At 62.4% G+C, this 18449-nt stretch carries 13 protein-coding genes; 5 read left to right on the plus strand and 8 right to left on the minus strand.

All coding sequences use genetic code 11. The features are described from left to right. Positions 1-78: 78 nt before the first annotated feature. The 7 genes from FHW83_RS27920 to FHW83_RS27950 form a co-directional block, all read right to left on the minus strand. Positions 79-2958, minus strand: coding sequence for a TonB-dependent receptor (locus FHW83_RS27920; protein ID WP_176649623.1), 2880 nt, complete (start codon positions 2956-2958; stop codon positions 79-81). A gap of 212 nt (positions 2959-3170) precedes the next feature. Beyond that, positions 3171-3977, minus strand: coding sequence for a CsgG/HfaB family protein (locus FHW83_RS27925; RefSeq protein WP_176649624.1), 807 nt, complete (start codon positions 3975-3977; stop codon positions 3171-3173). A 103-nt stretch (positions 3978-4080) separates the two neighbouring features. Next, a complete protein-coding gene (locus FHW83_RS27930) occupies positions 4081-4869 on the minus strand; it encodes a TatD family hydrolase (RefSeq protein ID WP_176649625.1) in 789 nt (262 codons plus the stop codon). A gap of 3 nt (positions 4870-4872) precedes the next feature. Further along, positions 4873-5562 carry a lipoprotein-releasing ABC transporter ATP-binding protein LolD gene (lolD, locus tag FHW83_RS27935; RefSeq protein ID WP_176649626.1) on the minus strand — a complete coding sequence of 230 codons (690 nt, stop codon included), beginning with the start codon at positions 5560-5562 and terminating at the stop codon, positions 4873-4875. Further along, positions 5555-6820 (minus strand): lipoprotein-releasing ABC transporter permease subunit, encoded by a 1266-nt coding sequence (locus FHW83_RS27940; RefSeq protein WP_176649627.1) that lies wholly within the window; start codon positions 6818-6820, stop codon positions 5555-5557. The genes lolD and FHW83_RS27940 overlap by 8 nt, the downstream gene beginning before the upstream one ends. A gap of 100 nt (positions 6821-6920) precedes the next feature. Next, entirely contained in the window at positions 6921-7676 is a 756-nt protein-coding gene (locus tag FHW83_RS27945) for a PEP-CTERM sorting domain-containing protein (protein ID WP_176649628.1), read from the minus strand. A 33-nt stretch (positions 7677-7709) separates the two neighbouring features. Then, complete coding sequence (locus tag FHW83_RS27950; RefSeq protein ID WP_176649629.1) at positions 7710-13196, minus strand: SdrD B-like domain-containing protein; 5487 nt, start codon at positions 13194-13196, stop codon at positions 7710-7712. A 253-nt stretch (positions 13197-13449) separates the two neighbouring features. Here FHW83_RS27950 and FHW83_RS27955 point away from each other — a divergent pair, with 253 nt between their 5' ends. The 5 genes from FHW83_RS27955 to FHW83_RS27975 all read left to right on the plus strand — a co-directional run bounded on the left by FHW83_RS27955 (position 13450) and on the right by FHW83_RS27975 (position 17965). After that, positions 13450-14484, plus strand: a complete 1035-nt coding sequence (locus FHW83_RS27955) for a hypothetical protein (protein ID WP_176649630.1) — start codon at positions 13450-13452, stop codon at positions 14482-14484. Beyond that, positions 14481-16175: a single-stranded-DNA-specific exonuclease RecJ gene (gene recJ, locus FHW83_RS27960; protein WP_176649631.1), complete on the plus strand. Its 1695-nt coding sequence runs from the start codon at positions 14481-14483 to the stop codon at positions 16173-16175. The genes FHW83_RS27955 and recJ overlap by 4 nt, the downstream gene beginning before the upstream one ends. Before the next feature lie 517 nt (positions 16176-16692). Next, entirely contained in the window at positions 16693-17061 is a 369-nt protein-coding gene (locus tag FHW83_RS27965; RefSeq protein WP_176649632.1) for a hypothetical protein, read from the plus strand. 66 nt (positions 17062-17127) lie between these two features. After that, a complete protein-coding gene (locus FHW83_RS27970; protein ID WP_176649633.1) occupies positions 17128-17412 on the plus strand; it encodes a hypothetical protein in 285 nt (94 codons plus the stop codon). Positions 17413-17458: 46 nt separating this feature from the next. Next, complete coding sequence (locus FHW83_RS27975; protein ID WP_176649634.1) at positions 17459-17965, plus strand: hypothetical protein; 507 nt, start codon at positions 17459-17461, stop codon at positions 17963-17965. 275 nt (positions 17966-18240) lie between these two features. Here the strand turns inward: FHW83_RS27975 and FHW83_RS30540 are convergent. Further along, a partial coding sequence (locus FHW83_RS30540) for a hypothetical protein (RefSeq protein ID WP_218106474.1) occupies positions 18241-18449 on the minus strand: 209 nt, incomplete at its 5' end.

Genomic DNA, 18449 nt, shown 5'->3' on the forward strand with positions numbered 1-18449 from the left:
CTCCTCCAGCGATACTACGCAAAGAAAAACGGCGGCAGGCCGTCAAGCCTGCCGCCGTTTGATGTGGCTCAGTTCAGCTTACATCTTCCAGCGCAAGGCAACCGAGACCGAACGTCCGATCTGGAGCGTGCCGAAGTTGCTCACCTGCGCGTTACCCGCGCTGCCGAAGTGGTAGTACTGCTGCTGCATTTCGTTGGTCAGGTTGACGCCACTGATGTCGACCGACATGTTGTCGTTGACTTTGTAGGAGACCTGCATGTCCACACTCTTTTCCGGATGACGCCAGATACCGATCGGATTGGCAAACAAGGCGGCCTCGTTGCTGGCCAGGAAGCCGGAGCGCCAGACATACGACAAGCGCGCGCTGACCGGGCCCTTTTCGTAAGCCAGGGTGGCGTTGTAGGAGCTGTTCGACACGCCAAAGAACGGGGTCTTGAGCTGGGCCACGACGACGCCGGCATCATTGGCGTCAGGCACGTTCTGCGACGAAGTGAGTCGCGTGTAGCTGCCTTGGAATCCCAGGCCGTCCAGCAGGCTCGGCAATCCTTTCGGGAAGTAGATCAAGCCGAGCTCGGCGCCGCTGATCTCGCCGTTGGAGGCGTTGACCGGCGAGTTGATGACGTAGTCATAGCCATTGGTGTGATCGCCGCCCGAGGTCGAGTTGCGGAATGGGTCGTTCGCCGGATCGACGTGAACGCGGTGACGCAAGCCCACGACCAGGCCGTCGATCTTGCGCTTGAACGCCGTGCCGTACACTGCGCTGTCCTTCTGGAAGTACCACTCGGCGGTCAAGTCGAGGTTCTTGGAGCGGGTCGGTTTCAAGTCCGGATTGCCGCCGCTGCCCGAACCGTAACCGACCTTCGACACGTCGTCACCGAGCTGCAGGACCGGATTCAGATCGCCGAAGTTCGGTCGGCGCAGGGTTTCACCATAGTTGAAGCGCAGCACCACGTCCTTGGATGGATCGTAAATCAGGGTCATGCTGGGCAGCAGCTTGCTGGTCGACTTGCTGGCGCTGGACGGCGTGACCGCTTTGGTGGTGGCATCCACCTTGTAGAAGGTCATGTCGGTGTCGACCTTGACGTAGCGCAGGCCGAAGTTGCCGCGCAGGCGATGGCCGAACAGCTCGTTCTGGGTATTCCCCATCAGGAACAGGTTGCTGGTCTTTTCTTCCACCTCGAAGGTCTTCTGCAGGCGCAGTTTGTCCGTGGTCAGGAAGTTCGCATCGGTCGAGTTGAACAGCTTGCGCCAGTCGTCGATGTGGTCGCGGATGTAGTAGGCGTTCGGCTCCACCCACGAGCGCGGAACGTCCGAGATGTCCTTGCCGAAGTTCGAGTTGGTGGAGGAATACTCCGGGCCCAGCGTGGCGAGGTTGCGGTTCAGGGTGCCCGATTGCGTCCGGTTGGCCTCCGACGCCTTGCGGTCGTCGAAGCGCACGCCGAAGTGGATGGTTTCCAGCGGGCCCCAGTTGGCATCGTAGACGCCCGACAGATTGGCCGTCGCGGCGCTGCCCTTGTTGCGGTTGGCGTTGTCGTAGAACTGCGCGACATTCCACTTGGACGAATTGGTCAGATCGGCGTCGTTATTGAAATGGAAGGCCGTGTTGTTGCCGCCGGCATTGAAGTCGACGTCGATGGACGGCGCGACGCGATCGATACGGGTGGCCGTGAATTCCGAGTGATAGGTGCTGGTCTGGTACGACAGATCGCCTTCCAGCCTTAGGCGGTCGCCGAGGTCCCACTTGCCGTTCAGGGCATAAACATAGGAATCGGTTGCCGACGTGGTGTAGTCGCCGCTGTTGAAGCCATACACGTTATTGACCTTACGGCTCTTGATGACGTTGGTCCCCGGGAAGGTGGTGATCGAACTGGCCGGGTTGCTGCCGAGATCACCCCACCAGTCAACAAAGCTGAACAGCAGGCGGTTGAAGGACTTGTCGCGATAACCGTTGTACATCGATTCGAAGGTGTAGACCGAATCGCTGTTTGGTTTCCACTGCAAGGCCAGATTGGCGGCCGGACGCTCGCGCTTGCCCTCAACGTCGCTCTGGAACACGGCGTCGCGCGCCAGGTAATAAGGATAGGCCTTGCCGTTGAAATTCAGCGTGGAACCCGCCGCCATCGGCAAGCCGGTGTGGGTGCCGGGCGTCCAGATATTGTTGTCGAAGATGCGCTGCAACGGCGTGTAACCTGGCGGCACTTCGGCGGCATTGGGGCTGACAAACGGCACCATGGCGCCCGGCGTCACGCTTTCATTGCGGTATTTGGTCTCGGTGGCCGACAGATTGACCAGGGCGCCGACTTCACCGATGCCGGTTTCCCAGCGGTTGCTCAACATGGCGCTCAGTTGCGGGTTGCCTTTTTTCGCGGGCTCGAGATAGGTTTCACGCGCCGACAGCGACACTCTCGACCCTTTGAAATCGAACGGCCGCAGCGACTTGACGTCAACCTGGCCGGCGATGCCGGTGTCGAGCTGGCTGGCGTCGCGCGTCTTGTAGACGTCGATCTGGCGCACCAGCGTCGAGGGAATGTCCTGCAGCGCGACCTGCGTGCCGGACGCGGTGAAAATATTGCGGCCGTTCCAGGTGGTTTGGACGTCGGGCAGGCCACGGATGGACAAGGTGCCGACTTCGCCGCCGGCGCGGTTGGTGACCTGGACCCCGGTCACGCGCTGCAGCGCTTCGACGACGTTGTTATCGGGCAGCTTGCCGATGTCTTCGGCCACGACCGATTCCACCACCTGGTCATTGGTGCGCTTGATCGCCAGGCTCTTGATCATCGATGCCTTGACGCCCGTGACGACCACGGTCGTGTCAGCCGGCTCGGTTGGTTCTGCGGCCGCTTGCGCCCACACCGAGGCGCTGCTGAGCAGGCCGGCGCCCATCAGCGCGGCAACGGAAAGTTTCAGATGGAGTGGGCGTGCGAGGACAGCCGCTACGCGGATAGATTGGTGGTGCATGACGTCTCCCTTTTGTGATTTTTTCTGATGCGATTTTGCACATCGCTCGAATTCATCTTATGGAGATCGCAACATCCAATCCAATCAAATTTAATCGCCGTTTGATACTGTTTTGTGTATCGGCAACTCTACAACGCCCACAAACAAGCGCCGCAGGCGCCGCACCTTGCGGTGACGCGCCTGCGGCGTATTTGCAACGTTAATCGATTACTTTACTTCGGGCTGACGTCGGTGGCCTTCACCGCCACGTGCTCGGTGACGTTCTTGGCGGCGATGGTGCTGGCCAGGAAGGCGGTCGATTTCACCAGCAGGTCGCGCGCCACCTCCTCCAGCGGCGAGCCGCTGATGCTGGCGTGGTTGCCACCCAGCGCGGTGCCGCCGCCCCAACCCAGCGCCGAGACGCCGAAACCGGTCTTCTCGTTGTTGGCCTGGAAGGTCTTGGACGCGATGATCTTGGCGCGCTTGACGTCCACCACACGGATGTCCATGTTCATGTGGACCTTGGATTTCTTGTAATCGACCGAGCCGGCCAGCAGGCCCAGCGGGCCTTTCAGGAAGCTCAGGCCGCCCAGGCCGGTCGAGCTCTGCTCGAAGCCCAGCGAAGTGATCGAGCCGGTGATCATGTAATCGGCGGCCTCGGCCTCCACCTTCTTGCCGACCAGCGCCAGTTCCTTGTTGATCTCGTCCAGCTCGGCGCGCTCCTGCACGTCGAAGCAGCCGGTCTGCGTCAGCGCCGTGGCCAGCATCTCGGTCATGCCGGTGCCGACGCCGGTGTAGGTCGGCTGCGCCACGTTGCCCTGGCGCTCCCACCAGCGGTACTGGCGCGGGTCCTGCTGGCCTGAGCCGGACGAGCAGTCGGCCGACTTGCACTTGAATTCGGTGAACACGACCTTGGCGGCCGGCGCGGCGCATTTCGGCACGTCGATGGCGCGCTCGGAAACGTCGCTCGGTTCGGCAAAACTGATGACGGGGACCAGCAGGATGGCGGCGAGGCCGGTGTGAAGGACGTGTGATTTCATTCGGTTATCCGTTGTTAGGGTATCAAGATTTGGAATTATGCACTGCCGCGCAAATCACAAATCTAACCAAATCTCACACTTTCAAATATTTCCTTATTGGAAATTATTTGATACGCGGCAGAATGGCGCACGCATTGACGCTGGTGGCGGCGGCCACCTCCTCAACCGTCAGGCCGCGCAGCTCGGCCAGCACGGCGCCGATGCGGGGAATCTGGTCCGGGCTGTTGCGGCCGGGATGGACCCAGGATGGCGAGATATCGGGGGCGTCGGTTTCCAGCACGATGGCCTCCAGCGGCAGCTCGGCGGCCAGCCGGCGGATCTGCAGGGCGCGCGTAAAAGTCATCGCTCCGCCGAAACCGAGCTTGAAACCGAGATCGATATAGCTTTTGGCCTGCTGGGCACTGCCGTTGAAGGCATGGGCGATGCCGCCGTTGGGACGAATCTGCCGCACATGCTTGAGCACCACGTCCTGCGAACGGCGCACGTGCATCAGCACCGGCAGCTCGAAGTCGCGGGCGATTTTCAGCTGCTCGCGGAAGAAGAACTCCTGCTTCTCGCGCATGGCCGGCTCGGTCAGCATGGGGATGAAGAAATCGAGGCCAATCTCGCCCAACGCCACGAAGTTGGGATCGGCCATGGCGGCCGCCACCTGCTCGCGCAGCACGCGCAGGTGATCTTCCTCGGCGTGCGGTACGTAGATCGGGTGGATGCCCAGCGCGTAGCAGGCGTTGTCCACGCTGGCCGCCAACTGCGCGACGATGGCGAAGTTGGCCGTCTCCACCGCCGGGATCACGATCATTCCAACGCCCTGCGCGCGCGCCAGCGCCGCCTGCGCCACGGATTCGTTGCCGAATTCGTGGGCGTCCAGGTGGCAATGGGTGTCGATCCACATGGCTTACGCCTCGTCCGGCTGCAATCCCTCGTCGGTCATGCGCAGCACGCGGTCGCAGCGGCGCGCCAGCTCGATGTCGTGGGTGACGATGACGAAGGCCGTGCCGAGTGTGCGCGACAGTTCCAGCATCAGGTCGAAGATCTGCTGCGCGGTGGCGTGGTCGAGGTTGCCGGTCGGCTCGTCGGCCAGCACGCAGGTGGGCTGGGTAACCAGCGCGCGCGCCAGCGCCACGCGCTGCCGCTCGCCGCCGGACAGCTCGCCCGGCACGTGTGAAATACGCTTGCCCAGGTTGACGCGCTTGAGGATTTCCTGCGCCTTGGCGGTGGCGTCGGCGCGCTTCTCGCGGCGGATCATCAGCGGCATGGCGACGTTGTCGAGCGCGCTGAATTCCGGCAGCAGGTGGTGGAACTGGTAGACAAAGCCCAGCGACTGGTTGCGCAGGTCGCCGCGCGCGGCCTCGCTCAGGCTGGCGAAGTCCTTGCCCTGCAAGCTCACGCTGCCGCTGGTCGGCGTGTCGAGGCCGCCCAGCAGATGCAGCAGGGTCGACTTGCCGGAGCCGGAGGCGCCGACGATCGCCACGCGCTCGCCGCGCCGCACGTCGATATCGATCCCGGTCAGCACTTTGACGGAATACGCGCCTTGCGTGAAGGTTTTGCCGAGGTTGCGGCAAGAGAGGACGACTGGTTCACTCATAGCGCAGCGCCTCCGCAGGTTTCACGCGCGCGGCCCACCAGCTTGGATACAGGGTGGCGACAAAGGCCAGCACCACGGCCACGCCGCCGATCTTGAAGACGTCCGGCCAGCGCAGGTCCGAAGGCACGGTGCTGATGTAGTAAATATCCTTGGACAAGAACTGCACTCCCAATAAATGTTCGATAAACGGCACGATGACGTCGATGTTGAGCGCCACCAGCACACCCAGGCCGACGCCGATGGCGGTGCCCAGGATGCCCACCAGCGCGCCCTGGATCATGAAGATTTTCATGATGGAGCGTGGCGAGGCGCCCAGCGTGCGCAGGATGGCGATGTCGGCCTGCTTGTCGGTCACGGTCATCACCAGGGTCGACACCAGGTTGAACGCGGCCACCGCGATGATCAGGGTCAGGATGATGAACATCATGCGTTTCTCGGTCTGCACGGCGGCGAACCAATTGGCGTTGAGCTTGGACCAGTCGCGCACGAACAGGTCGCCCGACATGGAATTCTTCAAGTCCTGCGCCACCTGCGGCGCGCGGTGCATGTCCTGCAGGCGCAGGCGCAGGCCGGCCGGCGCTTCGATGCGCAGCAGCTTTTCGGCGTCGGTCAGGTGGACGAAGGCCAGCGCCGAGTCGAACTCGTTGTGCCCTGCCTCAAAGATGCCAACCACGGTGAACGAGCGCAGGCGCGGCAGCACGCCGGCCGGCGTCGGCTGGCCTTGCGCCAGCGCCAGCGTCACCTTCTCGCCCAGGTTGACGCGCAAGGTGCGCGCCAGTTCGATGCCCAGCACAATGTTGTAGGCGCCCGGCTGCAGCGCGTTGAAGCTGCCGCGCTTGGTTTGTTTGGCCACGTCCGAAACCTTGGGTTCCTCCTCGGGCAGCACGCCGCGGATGATGGCCGGACGCAGCACGTCGTCGCGCACCAGCATGCCCTGGGTTTCGGCGAACGGCGCGGTGCCGATCACTTCCGGATTCTTGCGCGCCTCGGCCGCTTCCTGCTGCCAGTTCGGCATGGTGCCGCGGGCGTCGAAGATTTCGACGTGGGCCAGCACCGACAGCATGCGGTCCGTCACTTCCTTCTGGAAGCCGTTCATCACCGACAGCACGACGATCAGCGCCGCCACGCCCAGGCCGATGCCGGCCATGGAAATCAGGGAGATAAAGGAGATAAAGCTGTTCCGTCCGCTGCGCTTGCCGGCCCGCGTGTAGCGCAGGCCGACCAGCCATTCGAACGGCAAATTCTTGAAAATACTCATGGGCTCCCGGGGGATCAAACTCGACAAGCCCGCAGTGTGCCATAAAAAAGCCACGCCGGGCAGCTTGCCTGCCGGGCGCGGTGCGCTGTTTAACAGCGGATTAAGCGGCGAATTTCTCGCCCTGACGCGATTTGCGGCGGCCCATGAAGCCCACCAGCGCCAGCCCGGCCGCCATCATGGCCCAGGCATCCGCCTCCGGCACCGCCGATACGCTCAGCAGCGCTTGCGAGTTGTCGACGGCGCTGCCATCGGCGCGGCCGGTGAACAGGGTGAACTTGTAGCTGTTGTTCAGGCCGGTACCGTCGGCGTGGGTCAGCATGCTTTGCGCCACGCTCAGATCCATCGGCACGAAATCGCCGTTCACCACGCCAAAGGCGGCGGCATCGCCGGTGAAGGCTTGCAGGCCGGTGCCCAGGTTGCCGTCGTCGGCCACCAGGTCCCACAGCGCCAGCTGGAAGGCCAGGCGGTTCAGGGTGTCGGTCTCGGTATGGCCGGTGGTCAGGCCGGCGTACTGCTGCTCGAACAGCGACTGGATGCGGCCGGCGCGGTTTTGCAAGCCGTTGTCAGCGAACAGGCTGGACAGGCTGGCATTGGCGTGCGCGGTGTAGCTGGTGCCGACCAGTTGCGCCACCGTCGGCTGGACGCAGAACGCCAGGATGGCGTCGGCCAGCGAGGTGTCTGCCAGTTCATACACTTCCACGCCCTGCTGGCCCGGACCGGCCGGGTTCAGCATGCTGCCACCGTCAAATACCACGCCCAGCGCGGTCGGGCTGTAGGTGATTTCCGCGTGGCTGGCGGTCGAGAAGATCAGGGTGGCGGCAACTGCGGCGGCTTTCAGTGCGGTTTTGAATTTCATGATGTGTTTTCTCTTCTTTAAAATGGGTTTGTATCAGAGGATGACTGGCGTCTGGCCCACCAGCTCGGCCAGGGTCGGCGTGGTGATGCCGGCCGCGGCGGCATCGGCGGCATCGACGTTGAAGTACACGTCGGTCATGCTGGCCGCCTGGCCATTGGCCAGGGTCACGCTGCTGCGTTCCAGGTGCAGGTTGTTGTTTTCATCGATGAACGGCAGTTCGGTGTAGGCCACGTTCAAGCTGACCACGCCAGCCTGGCCGAGGCTGAGCAGTTCGCCGGCATCGGTCTTGCCATTGCTGTTGGCGTCCTGCCAGATGCTCAGGTGGCTGAACTGTGCGTCGTTGGCGTTGACCACGCCGTCGCCGTTGCTGTCGTAGCTGGCCAACTTGGCGAAGCCGGAGCCCTTGCTGACGCCGCCAAACAGTTCGCTGATGTCGTCGATCTGGCCGTTGCCGTTGCTGTCGATGGCCAGGAAACCGTCGCCCTTGGACAGCCAGCCGGTCTGGATCGCCTTGCCGGTGCCCAACAGGTCGAAGCGGCCGCTCATGTCCTCGCGGGCGATGGTGTGGATGCCGTCGCCGTTCAGGTCGATCGCGATCGGCGTGATGGTGGCATCCCACGTCATGTCGTTCTTGCCCGAGGTCAGCGTGATGGTGTCGGTCTTGGTGATGTTGACCAGCGACTTGGCGTCGCCGTTGACGTCGGAGTCGGTCGCATCGTTGGTGCCGGTGTTCTTGACGCCCCACTTCCAGTTGCTCATGTTGTAGGTGGCCTTGTCCGAGCTGAAATACACCTTGACGTCGGTCTTGTCGAACTGCAGGTAGTAGGTGCCCGGGTTCAGGTCGACGAACTTGTAGTTGCCGTTGGCGTCGGTCTTGATGGTGCTGCCGACCTGCTTGCCGGTCACCGAGTCGTACAGCGCCACGCTGATGCCGCCGATGCCCTCTTCGCCGGTGTCCTGCACGCCATTGTGGTTAGCGTCGCGCCACACCTTGTCGCCGATGCTGGCCTTGCGGTAGATGCCGGCGTCCTCGGTGGTGATGTTCTGGCCCAGGCCCAGCGCGATGGCGCCGGTCTTGCCGCTGCTGCCCGAGATGCTGGTGATGTCGGAATCGGTTGCGTCCGTGCCCTGGCCGGATTTGGTGAAGTACCAGCCGGCGTTGTTGAGCACTTCCACCTTGTAATTGCCGGCCAACAGGTCGTCAAACAGGTACTTGCCGCCGTCGTGGGTGACGGTGGTGCCTTTCAGCGCGCCGGTGACGGCGTCGTACAGCTTGACGGTAACGCCGTCCACGCCCTTCTCGCCGCTGTCCTGAATGCCGTTGTAGTTGCTGTCTTCCCAAACCTTGTCGCCGATGCTGCCGGTCTTGACCAGGCCGGCGTCGCGCGTCTTGTCGACCTGGCCGGAGGTGACCGAGAACTGCGTGGTCAGGCCAGTGACGTCGGCGTCCGAGTCGGCGCTGTCGCTGCCGCCGGCATCCTGTTTGGTGAACTGGTAGCCGTCCAGCGCGGTGAACTTGACCGAGTATTTGCCCGGCGCCAGGTTTTCAAACGCGTACTGGCCGGAGGCATCGGTCACGTCGCTGGCGATCGCCACGCCCTTCTCGTTCAGCAGCGTGACCTTGACGCCGGAGGCGCCGGCTTCGCCGCTTTGCTGAATGCCGTCCGCGTTCAGGTCGAACCAGACCTTGTCGCCGATCGCGGCTTTCTGGTACAAGCCGGCGTCCATATTGGTGACGTTCTGGCCGGCGGTCACGGTGACCTGGCCGAGGTTGCCGGCGCTGTCGGCGTCGCTGTCGGCGGCGTCATTGCTGCCCACGTCCTTGGCGGTGGTGTACCAGCCGCTTGGCGCCTTGACGTTGACCGCGTAGGTGCCCGCCTCCACCGAGAACTTGTAATTGCCGTTGGCGTCAGTGGTGGTGGTCTTGACGACTTTGCCAGTGCTGTCCTTCAGTTCCACGGTAACGCCGGACTTGCCGCTCTCATCGGCGTCCTGCAGGCCGTTGCCGTTCTTGTCGACCCACACGCGGTCGCCAATGGTGGCGGCGGCCAGGACGCCGGCGTCCACGCTCTTGTCGACCTGGCCGGACGCCAGGGTGAAGGTGTGCGACAGACCGGCGGCGCTCACGTCCGAGTCCACGGCGTCGTTGCCGCCCTGGTTGGCGTTGGTGAAGGCCATGCCTTCTGGTAGCGATGCCTTGTCGAACTGGACGCTGTAAGTGCCCGGTTTCAGGTTGTTGAAACTGTAGTTGCCGTTGGCGTCGGTGGTGGCGGTGGCGCCGACTTGCTTGCCGTCGGCGTCCAGCAGCATGACTTTCACGCCAGCCAGGCCGGCTTCGCCGCTGTCCTGCACGCCGTTCTTGTTGGTGTCCACCCACACGCGGTCGCCCACCGAGGCGAACTTGTACAGGCCGGCGTCGATGCTGGTGTTGTTATCACCGGAGTTCAGCACCACGGTGTCACTCTGGCCGTTGGCGCCGAAGTCGCTGTCCTTGGCATCATCGCCGCCGGCGTCCTTGGCGCTGAAGTTGTAACCGGACGGCGCGGTCACCGAAACCGTGTAGCTGCCCGGATCGGCGGTGAAGCTGTACTTGCCATCCGCCGCCGTGGTAGTGGTCTGCACCACCTGGCCGGCTGCGTTTTTCAGCTGCACGGTCACGCCACTGATGCCGGCTTCGCCGCCATCCTGCACGCCGTTGCCGTTCTTGTCTTCCCACACGGCGTCGCCCAGCTTGGCCTGCACCACCACAATGCCGGCGTCGAGGTCGTTGTTGACGCCGCCCGAGGCCAGGGTGACGCTGGCGGTCTTGCCGGTGTTGACATCGGCGTCCGAATCCTTGGCGTCGGTACCGCCCTGGTCGGCATTGGTGAACACGTAGTTGGCCGGCAGCGAGCTCTTGTCGAACTGCACGCTGTAAGTACCCGGCTTCAGGTTGGTGAAGCTGTAGTTGCCGTTGGCGTCGGTGGTGGCGCTGTCGCCGGTGGCATTGCCGTTGGCATCCAGCAGCACGACCTTGACGCCGGCCACGCCGGTTTCGCCGCTGTCCTGCACACCGTTGCGGTTGGCGTCCAGCCACACGCGGTCGCCCAGGGTGGCGCCCTTGTAGAAACCGGCGTCCACGTTGTTATTGGTCTGGCCCGCGCTCAGCGTGATCAGGTCGCTCTGGCCGTTGGCGTCGATATCGCTGTCCACGCCGTCGGCGCCGCCGTGCAGGGTGGTGGCGCTCATGCCGCCCGGCGCGGTGACAGAGATGGAATACTTGCCTGGGTCGACGGTGAAGCTGTATTTGCCGTCGGCGCCGGTGGTGGTGGTCTTGACGATGTTGCCGTTCTCGTCCTTCAGATCGACCTTGACGCCAACGATGCCGGCTTCGCCCGCATCCTGCACGCCATTACCATTGCTGTCTTCCCACACGCGGTCGCCCACGGTGGCTTGCTGGATCACCAAGCCGGCGCGCAAGGTCAAGTCCTGACCGGAAGCCAGCGTCACTTGCGAGGTCTTGCCGGTGCCGGTATCGGCATCCGAACCTGCGCCACCCGGGCCGCCTTGGGCGGCGGCGGTGAAGTCATAGCCGGCCGGCAGGCTGCTCTTGTCGAACTGCACGCTGTAGCTGCCCGGCGCCAGGTTGGTGAACTGGTAATGGCCGTTGGCGTCGGTGACGGCGACCGCGCCATCGACCGGATTGCCGCTGGCGTCCAGCAGGATGACCTTGACGCCGGCGGCGCCGGTTTCGCCGTTGTTCAGACGGCCGTCACGGTCGGCGTCGAACCAAACGACCTGGCTCAGCGAGGCCGGGCGGTACACGCCGGCGTCGATGTCCACGTTGTTGTCGCCGGCGGCCAGCGTGACAGTGGCTTCGCCGGCGGCGTTGACGTCGCTGTCGAGCGCGCCATTGCCACCCTTGCCCGCGCCCGTGAAGCTGTAGCCGGCTGGCGGTGCGACCGACACGGTGTAAGTGCCCGGATCGACGGTAAAGCTGTACTGGCCGCCGTCGTGGGTAACCACGGTGCCGACCACGTTGCCGTCGCCATCCTTGAGCGACACGGTGGCGCCGTCCACGCCCTGCTCGCCGTTGTCCTGCACGCCGTTGCCATTGCTGTCTTCCCACACGCGGTCGCCCACGGTGGCTTGCTTGACGACGATGCCGGCGTCCAGCGTCTGGTTGCTGTCGCCCGAGGCCAGCGTGACCTGGCCCGTCTTGCCGGTGTTGACGTCGGCATCCGAGTCTTTGGCGGCGTCACCACCCTGCGCGGCGTTGGTGAAGTAGAAGTTGGCCGGCAGCGTGGTCTTGTCGAACTGCACGCTGTAGCTGCCCGGTTTCAGATTGCTGAACTGATAATGGCCGTTGGCGTCGGTGGTGGCGGTGACGCCGGCCACGGCGTTGCCGTTGGCGTCCAGCAGCGTGACCTTGACGCCAGCCACGCCGGCTTCGCCGCCATCCTGCACGCCGTTGCGGTTGGTGTCGTACCAGACGGTGTCGCCCAGCGAGACTGGACGGTACAGGCCTGCGTCCACGGTGTTATTGGTTTCGCCCGGGGTCAACGCGATGGCGCCGGTGTTGCCGTTGGCGTCGATATCGCTGTCGGCGGCGCTGTTGCCGCCCTGGCCCTGCGGCGCGGCGGTGTAGCCGGCCGGCGCCTGCACGTGCACGGTGTACGAACCGGCGTTGACGTCAAAGTGGTAGGCGCCGTTGGCGTCGCTGGTGGTGGTGGCGACCACATGGCCGTCGGCGTCCTTCAGCTCCACGGTCACGCCGGCCAGGCCAGCTTCGCCGCCGTCCTGCACGCCATTGCCGTTGGCGTCTTCCCAGACCAGGTCGCCCAGGTGCGCGCCCGGCACCTTGAAGGTCAGGTAATTCGGAGTGGCGCTGGTGTCGGCGGCGTTGCAGCCGACCAGGCCGCCCGCATCGCGCACCTTGAAGCCGATGTCGAAGGTGCCCGAGGTGCTCTGGCTCGGCTCGAAGGCCAGCTTGCCGGCGGCGATGTCAGCCGCCGAGATTTCCGCGCCCACGGCAACCGCCGCACCGTTCAGCGTCAGCTTGCCGGCGGTCGGCAGCGAGGTGATGATGACCGACTGGAAGGCATCGTGCTCCACCGCGTCCACAAAACCGAAGTCGTTCTGGGCCAGCACCACCGGGGCACCGCTGCTCAGGTCGAAGCTCTTGTTGGCGCCGGTCGGGGCGTCGTTGATCGGGTCCACCACCACTTGCAGGCTCAGCGAGATGGTGTTGGAACTGCCGCCGCCCGATTCCAGCACGAACTCAAAGGTGGCGAACTGGCCGTTGTAATGCTGTGCCCAGGCCCCTGGATTGACGTAAATGGTGTCGGCGTCGACTTTGCCGAACAGCGGGGTGTCCTTGGTTGCGATCACGCCGTTCGGCTGCACGATCGACATGGCGCTGATCTTGAGGGTGGTGGTGCTGGCGTTGTGACCTGCTGCGGTGAGGATGTCGCGGATGTCAAAAGTACCGTAAGTGTCTTCGCAAATGTGAATACTGGTAGCGATGTTAATAGCGCTCATGGAGGCCTTCAAAAGTCGTTTTGTGGAGTTTTAAATCGGGCCGGCACGGCTGCTACGGGGTTAGGTAAGCAGCGGCAGGTACAACGAAGCATCACGGGACTGAGTGATGCACTTGGAACATTTTAGTTGTCGGTATTATAGCGAAGATTTACAGAAATTAATTAGAAAATTTTTCACTAATGTGGTTTTTAGGTAATTTTAATTGCAATAAAGAATTTTCTCACCGAACGACGTGATGTTTTACAATCTGGGCATGACTGAAATCACCCTCGCAATCCCGTTTGCCCTGCCACCACCAGAGCTGGGCCAAGACCTGATCCGTGCTTTAAAAACGCCCATCCTGGCCGCCCTGCTGGCGCGCCACAGCCAGCTGCAATACCAGGTGTTCGACAATGACAGCCGCGTTTTGCCGCATGAGGCATGGCTGGCGCACGCGCTCGGCCTGGCAAGCGCCCCCGAACAGCCCGACACCGGCGCGCCGCTGGCCACCGCCGTGATGCGCGGCTGCGGTCTGCAGGCCGAAGCAGCAGAAGGCCACTGGTTCATGCTGCAACCGGCGCATGTGCAGATCTCGCGGACACATATGCTGCTGTCGGACTTGCGAGGATTGCAACTGAACGAGGCCGATTCGCGCGGCCTGTACCAGGTGGCGCGCCCCTTGTGCGAGGAAATCGGCAAGCCGCTGCTGCACGGCGCACCTGGCCTGTGGTTCCTGCGCGCCGACGACTGGGCCGGCCTGAGCACCGCCTCGCCGGACGCCACCAGCACCCAGAGCATGAGCGACTGGCTGCCGGAAGGCCCGCACGCGCGCGATTTCCGCAAGCTGCAGAACGAAATCCAGATGCTGTGGCATGAGCATCCAATTAATGAGGCGCGCCAGGCCCGCGGCCTGCAACCGATCAATTCCTGCTGGCTATGGGGTGGCGCCGGCCCGTCCGCCGCCACTGGCCGCGTGGCGATCGAGGGCGGCGGCGCGCCATGGCTGGACGCGTTGTCCGCCGCCGCCCCCGACGTGGCGTCCCTGCTCGCCCAACCAGGCGCCGCCCTGCTCGGCGAGCTAATCGCGCCGGCGCAGGTGGGCGACTGGGCCGACTGGCTGGCGCGCATGCAGCGCATCGACCAGGAATGGCTGACGCCCCTGCTGGCAGGCCTCAAAGCCGGCCGCGTGGCGCGCCTGAACCTGGTGCTCAGCCATCGCAACGGCTGGGCCTCGGTCAGCGGCACCGCCATGTCGCAACGCAAATTCTGGCGCAAGCCGACCCTGAATCCCCTGTTGAAGCAATCATGACCCGCATCGCCACCCGTCCCTGCCCGTTCCGCGAATCCGAAATGCTGCGCCAGAACGGGGTCCACCCCGTGCTCGCGCGCCTGTACGCCGCGCGCGGGCTGACCGATCCCAAAGAGCTGTCGAGCGAACTGGCGGCCATGATCCCGCCATCGGGCCTGCTGCACATCGACGCCGCCGCCGTGTTCCTGGCCGACTCCATCGCCGCCCACAAGCGCATGGTGATCGTGGCCGACTACGACTGCGACGGCGCCACCGCCTGCGCCGTGGCCCTGCGCGGCCTGCGCGCCATGGGCGCGGATATCGACTTCATCGTGCCGAACCGCTTCGAGTACGGCTACGGCCTGACGCCGGAAATCGTCGCGCTGACCGCGCGCGAGAAGCAGCCCGACATCATCATCACCGTCGACAACGGCATCGCCAGCATCGACGGCGTGGCCGAGGCCAACCGCCGCGGCATCGAGGTCGTGGTAACCGACCACCACCTGCCGTCCGACACCCTGCCGGCCGCGCGCGTAATCGTTAACCCGAACCAGCCGGAGTGCGGCTTCCCGAGCAAGCACATCGCCGGCGTCGGCGTGATGTTCTACGTGCTGCTGGCCCTGCGCGCCGAGCTGCGCAAGCGCGGCGTGTTCGACGCCCAGACCCAGCCCAAGCTGGACAACCTGCTGGACCTGGTGGCGCTGGGCACGGTGGCAGACGTGGTCAAGCTGGACGCCAACAACCGCATCCTGGTGGCGCAGGGCCTGAAGCGCATGCGCGCCGGCCGCATGCACGCCGGCGTGGCGGCGCTGTTCCGCGTGGCCGGGCGCGAGCCGCGCAACGCCAATCCCTTCGACTTGGGCTTCGCGCTCGGCCCGCGCCTGAACGCGGCCGGCCGGCTGGAGGACATGTCGCTGGGGATCGAATGCCTGATCACCGACGACGAAGGCCGCGCATGGCAACTCGCGCAGCAGCTCAACGACATCAACCTGAAACGCCGCGAGATCGAGGCCGACATGCAGGACACGGCCATGCTGCACCTCGACGCCTTTGAGCCGGCCGAACGCAGCACCATCTGCGTGTTCGACGACTCCTGGCACCAGGGCGTGATCGGCATCGTCGCCTCGCGGCTGAAGGAAAAGTTCTATCGCCCAACCATCACCTTCGCGCCGGGCACGGATGGCTGGATCAAGGGCTCGGGGCGCTCCATCCCCGGCTTCCACCTGCGCGACGCGCTGGACCTGGTCTACAAAAAAGCGCCATCGCTGATCGACAAATTCGGCGGCCACGCCATGGCGGCCGGCCTGACGCTGCGCGCCGAAGCCTTCGACGCCTTTGCCGAGGCGTTCGAAGAGGTCGGCCGTTCGTGGCTGAGCAAGCAGCAGCTGGAACGCGTGATCGAAACCGACGGCCCGCTGGAGGACGCCTACTACACCACCTCCTTCATCGAACTGATGGACGGCCAGGTATGGGGCCAAGGCTTCGCGCCGCCGGTGTTCTGCGACGAATTCCGCGTGGTGAGCCAGCGCATATTAAAAGAGCGCCACCTCAAGCTGCTGCTGGAAAAAAACGGCGCCCGCTACGACGCCATCTGGTTCGGTCACATCGACGCGCTGGGCGACCGCGCCCGCGTCGCCTTCCGTCTCGACGCCAACGAATACAACGGCGTCACCAAAGTGCAATTGCTGGTGGAGCACGCGGAGACGGCCTAAGGTACGATCGCCGCGCCAGACGCGACAATTCCAGTCCTGGCGCTTTTAGCGTTGATCGCGGAAACTGGCCAGAACCCGTCATTCCCGCGAAGGCGGGAATCCATACTTCGGCGGCACACTTCTGACCTATGGATTCCGGCTTGCGCCGGAATGACTGCAACGGGTGCGACTTCTGCCTCGCAGTAAAGAACCGTGAACTAAGCAGTGATGCTATCCTGACTATCTTTGGCCGCGTCAGCCACTACCGACATTGAATTAAATTAGGAGTGCTCTTGCCAACCATCGCCGAGTTCACCGAACATTTCAGAAGATAGATGGGGAAACGGCGGCTGATGGTTGGGTAACGGTAGCTCCAGTGACGGAGGTTTCGGATATACGAGTCGTATGGCCGCGTTGGTACCATAGGACTTGGGGATGGTTGTCTCGAAAATTGAGGCCAAACTAAATGCCTTAACGTCTTATGGTTTTACCGTAATCGACCAATAGTACTTGTTTCAGTACAGAATTATTTTCATTTATGATTTCAGGTACTTCTTATAGTCCATCGAAGACATTTGTCGAATTTGCCAGAGATTTTTTCGAATCATTGGCAAAAAATGACTATGGCGCAGCGCTTGGCGGGCTCGATGCTAGAGGAAAACAATGGAATCGGCAGAAGCTGGCAAGCTCCATTCGTGCTGCTACAGGAGCACAAGGGCTTTCTACCTGCATAGGAATCACCCAGTCGGCTTCTCCGACACTCACGGAAATTGGGCAGGGTGTCTATTCACTACAGCATCGCCTTCCTGTGGCGGGGAAGTGGGCCAAGCCTTACGCGGTATTTTTATTCACTCAAAAATTGCGGACCGGCTATTTTTCTGTCACGTTGGAAGAAATCTGCTACTAGAACTCCACTTGGCAGAGAGTATGGATCCGGCAGAAGCCGACGGAGGCGATATGGTTAAGAGAAAATATGAACAGCAATCAGCAAGTCAGTGAAGCGCTTGAACAGTTCTCTGAATGGGCTATGCCGTGGGCATACGTTCGTGAAACGTTAGCTGCAAAAGGGCTTACGGTACAAAATACAGCTCTTGTTGAAGAAGTTTGGCAAGAGGCCAACTCTTCCACTCATTGGATTCAGCCGAGCTTTGAGACAGGAGTAGGGGTGGCACGCGCTGCATTGAAGACAAGGTATTCTTGGCTGAGTGAAGTAGCAATTAATAATTTGGTGCGTGGTGCTTCCTACATGTGGAAGTAACGCTAACGGCCATTAGCCGCAGTTCGAAAACGAAGACGATTTATACATGCTGAGTCTTGAAGATAAAAGGTGGCAAGAACTCCATGGGGGTTACAGAGTTCCATATGATGTGTCGGTAGCCTTACGGTCTATGCAGGACGGGATTAATGTATGGGATGAGCTATGGGATGAACTTCACCATCAAGGTGATGTCGATATCGCTTCTTACGCGGCGGTCCCTCAGCTGGTGCGTATCGCAAGGACTGGAGCAGGACGCGATTGGAATTTTTATGGATTGTTGGCGACTATTGAGGTTGCGCGCCATCGCAAAGGTAATCCCGCCGTACCAGGTTGGCTGAAAACCGATTACGACAGCGCGTGGGCGCAAGTTTCCGTTTTGGCTTTGGTGGACATTGCGTCAAAAACTGACAGCGCCACTACTCGTGCCATTCTCAGTGCGCTCGCACTGGCAAAAGGCGAACTGAAGCTTGGTGCCATGCTTTCCTGCTTGGATGAATCCGAGCTAGATGAATGGCTGGATGAACGACTGGATTGGTCCGAGATCTACGAATAGTTCGCCTCTCGGCTACAAGCTGCCGGTCGCCTTTCCGCGTTGCTCATTAACGGAATTACTATGGAAATTATGGCGGTGTCACCCGAAAAGAATTTTGAGGTGGGGACAGAAGTGTGGGAAGCTCGGAACTCACTATGGGTGTATAGCCCATCGATATGGGACGTCAAGCGTGACCACTGCATATTTTCATTTAGAGACGAAAATTGGTCAGCGGACACCAGCGCTTGGGAAGATGAGGGAACTGTTAGACTGTGTCTGCGCAAGTTTCCAGGTAATCATCGACCAGACAGTTTGAGGGTTGAGATAGACTGTTTGGCTTTAAAAGCGAAGATAATTAGTCCTGACCTGATCGGTAAATTTGTTGCCACCAGCATGGTTAGGCTTCGACGAAGTCGCCAGCATTTGGCGCCGCTGCCGACCAACTGAGGCCGGGGGGCGATTGCCAAGAGCTGAATGCGGTCGCTCATTGTTATAGAAATGCCGC

The organism is Duganella sp. SG902, from assembly GCF_013376005.1.
Taxonomy (GTDB): Bacteria; Pseudomonadota; Gammaproteobacteria; order Burkholderiales; family Burkholderiaceae_D; genus Rugamonas.

What these genes read in the sequence shown, in the direction of transcription:
- lolD (WP_176649626.1), bottom strand. Translation starts at nt 5,562, where the DNA reads ATGAGTGAACCAGTCGTCCTCTCTTGCCGCAACCTCGGCAAAACCTTC.
- FHW83_RS27945 (WP_176649628.1), bottom strand. Translation starts at nt 7,676, where the DNA reads ATGAAATTCAAAACCGCACTGAAAGCCGCCGCAGTTGCCGCCACCCTG.
- FHW83_RS27950 (WP_176649629.1), bottom strand. Translation starts at nt 13,196, where the DNA reads ATGAGCGCTATTAACATCGCTACCAGTATTCACATTTGCGAAGACACT.
- recJ (WP_176649631.1), top strand. Translation starts at nt 14,481, where the DNA reads ATGACCCGCATCGCCACCCGTCCCTGCCCGTTCCGCGAATCCGAAATG.
- FHW83_RS27955 (WP_176649630.1), top strand. Translation starts at nt 13,450, where the DNA reads ATGACTGAAATCACCCTCGCAATCCCGTTTGCCCTGCCACCACCAGAG.
- FHW83_RS27970 (WP_176649633.1), top strand. Translation starts at nt 17,128, where the DNA reads ATGAACAGCAATCAGCAAGTCAGTGAAGCGCTTGAACAGTTCTCTGAA.
- FHW83_RS27920 (WP_176649623.1), bottom strand. Translation starts at nt 2,958, where the DNA reads ATGCACCACCAATCTATCCGCGTAGCGGCTGTCCTCGCACGCCCACTC.
- FHW83_RS27930 (WP_176649625.1), bottom strand. Translation starts at nt 4,869, where the DNA reads ATGTGGATCGACACCCATTGCCACCTGGACGCCCACGAATTCGGCAAC.
- FHW83_RS27965 (WP_176649632.1), top strand. Translation starts at nt 16,693, where the DNA reads ATGATTTCAGGTACTTCTTATAGTCCATCGAAGACATTTGTCGAATTT.
- FHW83_RS27975 (WP_176649634.1), top strand. Translation starts at nt 17,459, where the DNA reads ATGCTGAGTCTTGAAGATAAAAGGTGGCAAGAACTCCATGGGGGTTAC.
- FHW83_RS27925 (WP_176649624.1), bottom strand. Translation starts at nt 3,977, where the DNA reads ATGAAATCACACGTCCTTCACACCGGCCTCGCCGCCATCCTGCTGGTC.
- FHW83_RS27940 (WP_176649627.1), bottom strand. Translation starts at nt 6,820, where the DNA reads ATGAGTATTTTCAAGAATTTGCCGTTCGAATGGCTGGTCGGCCTGCGC.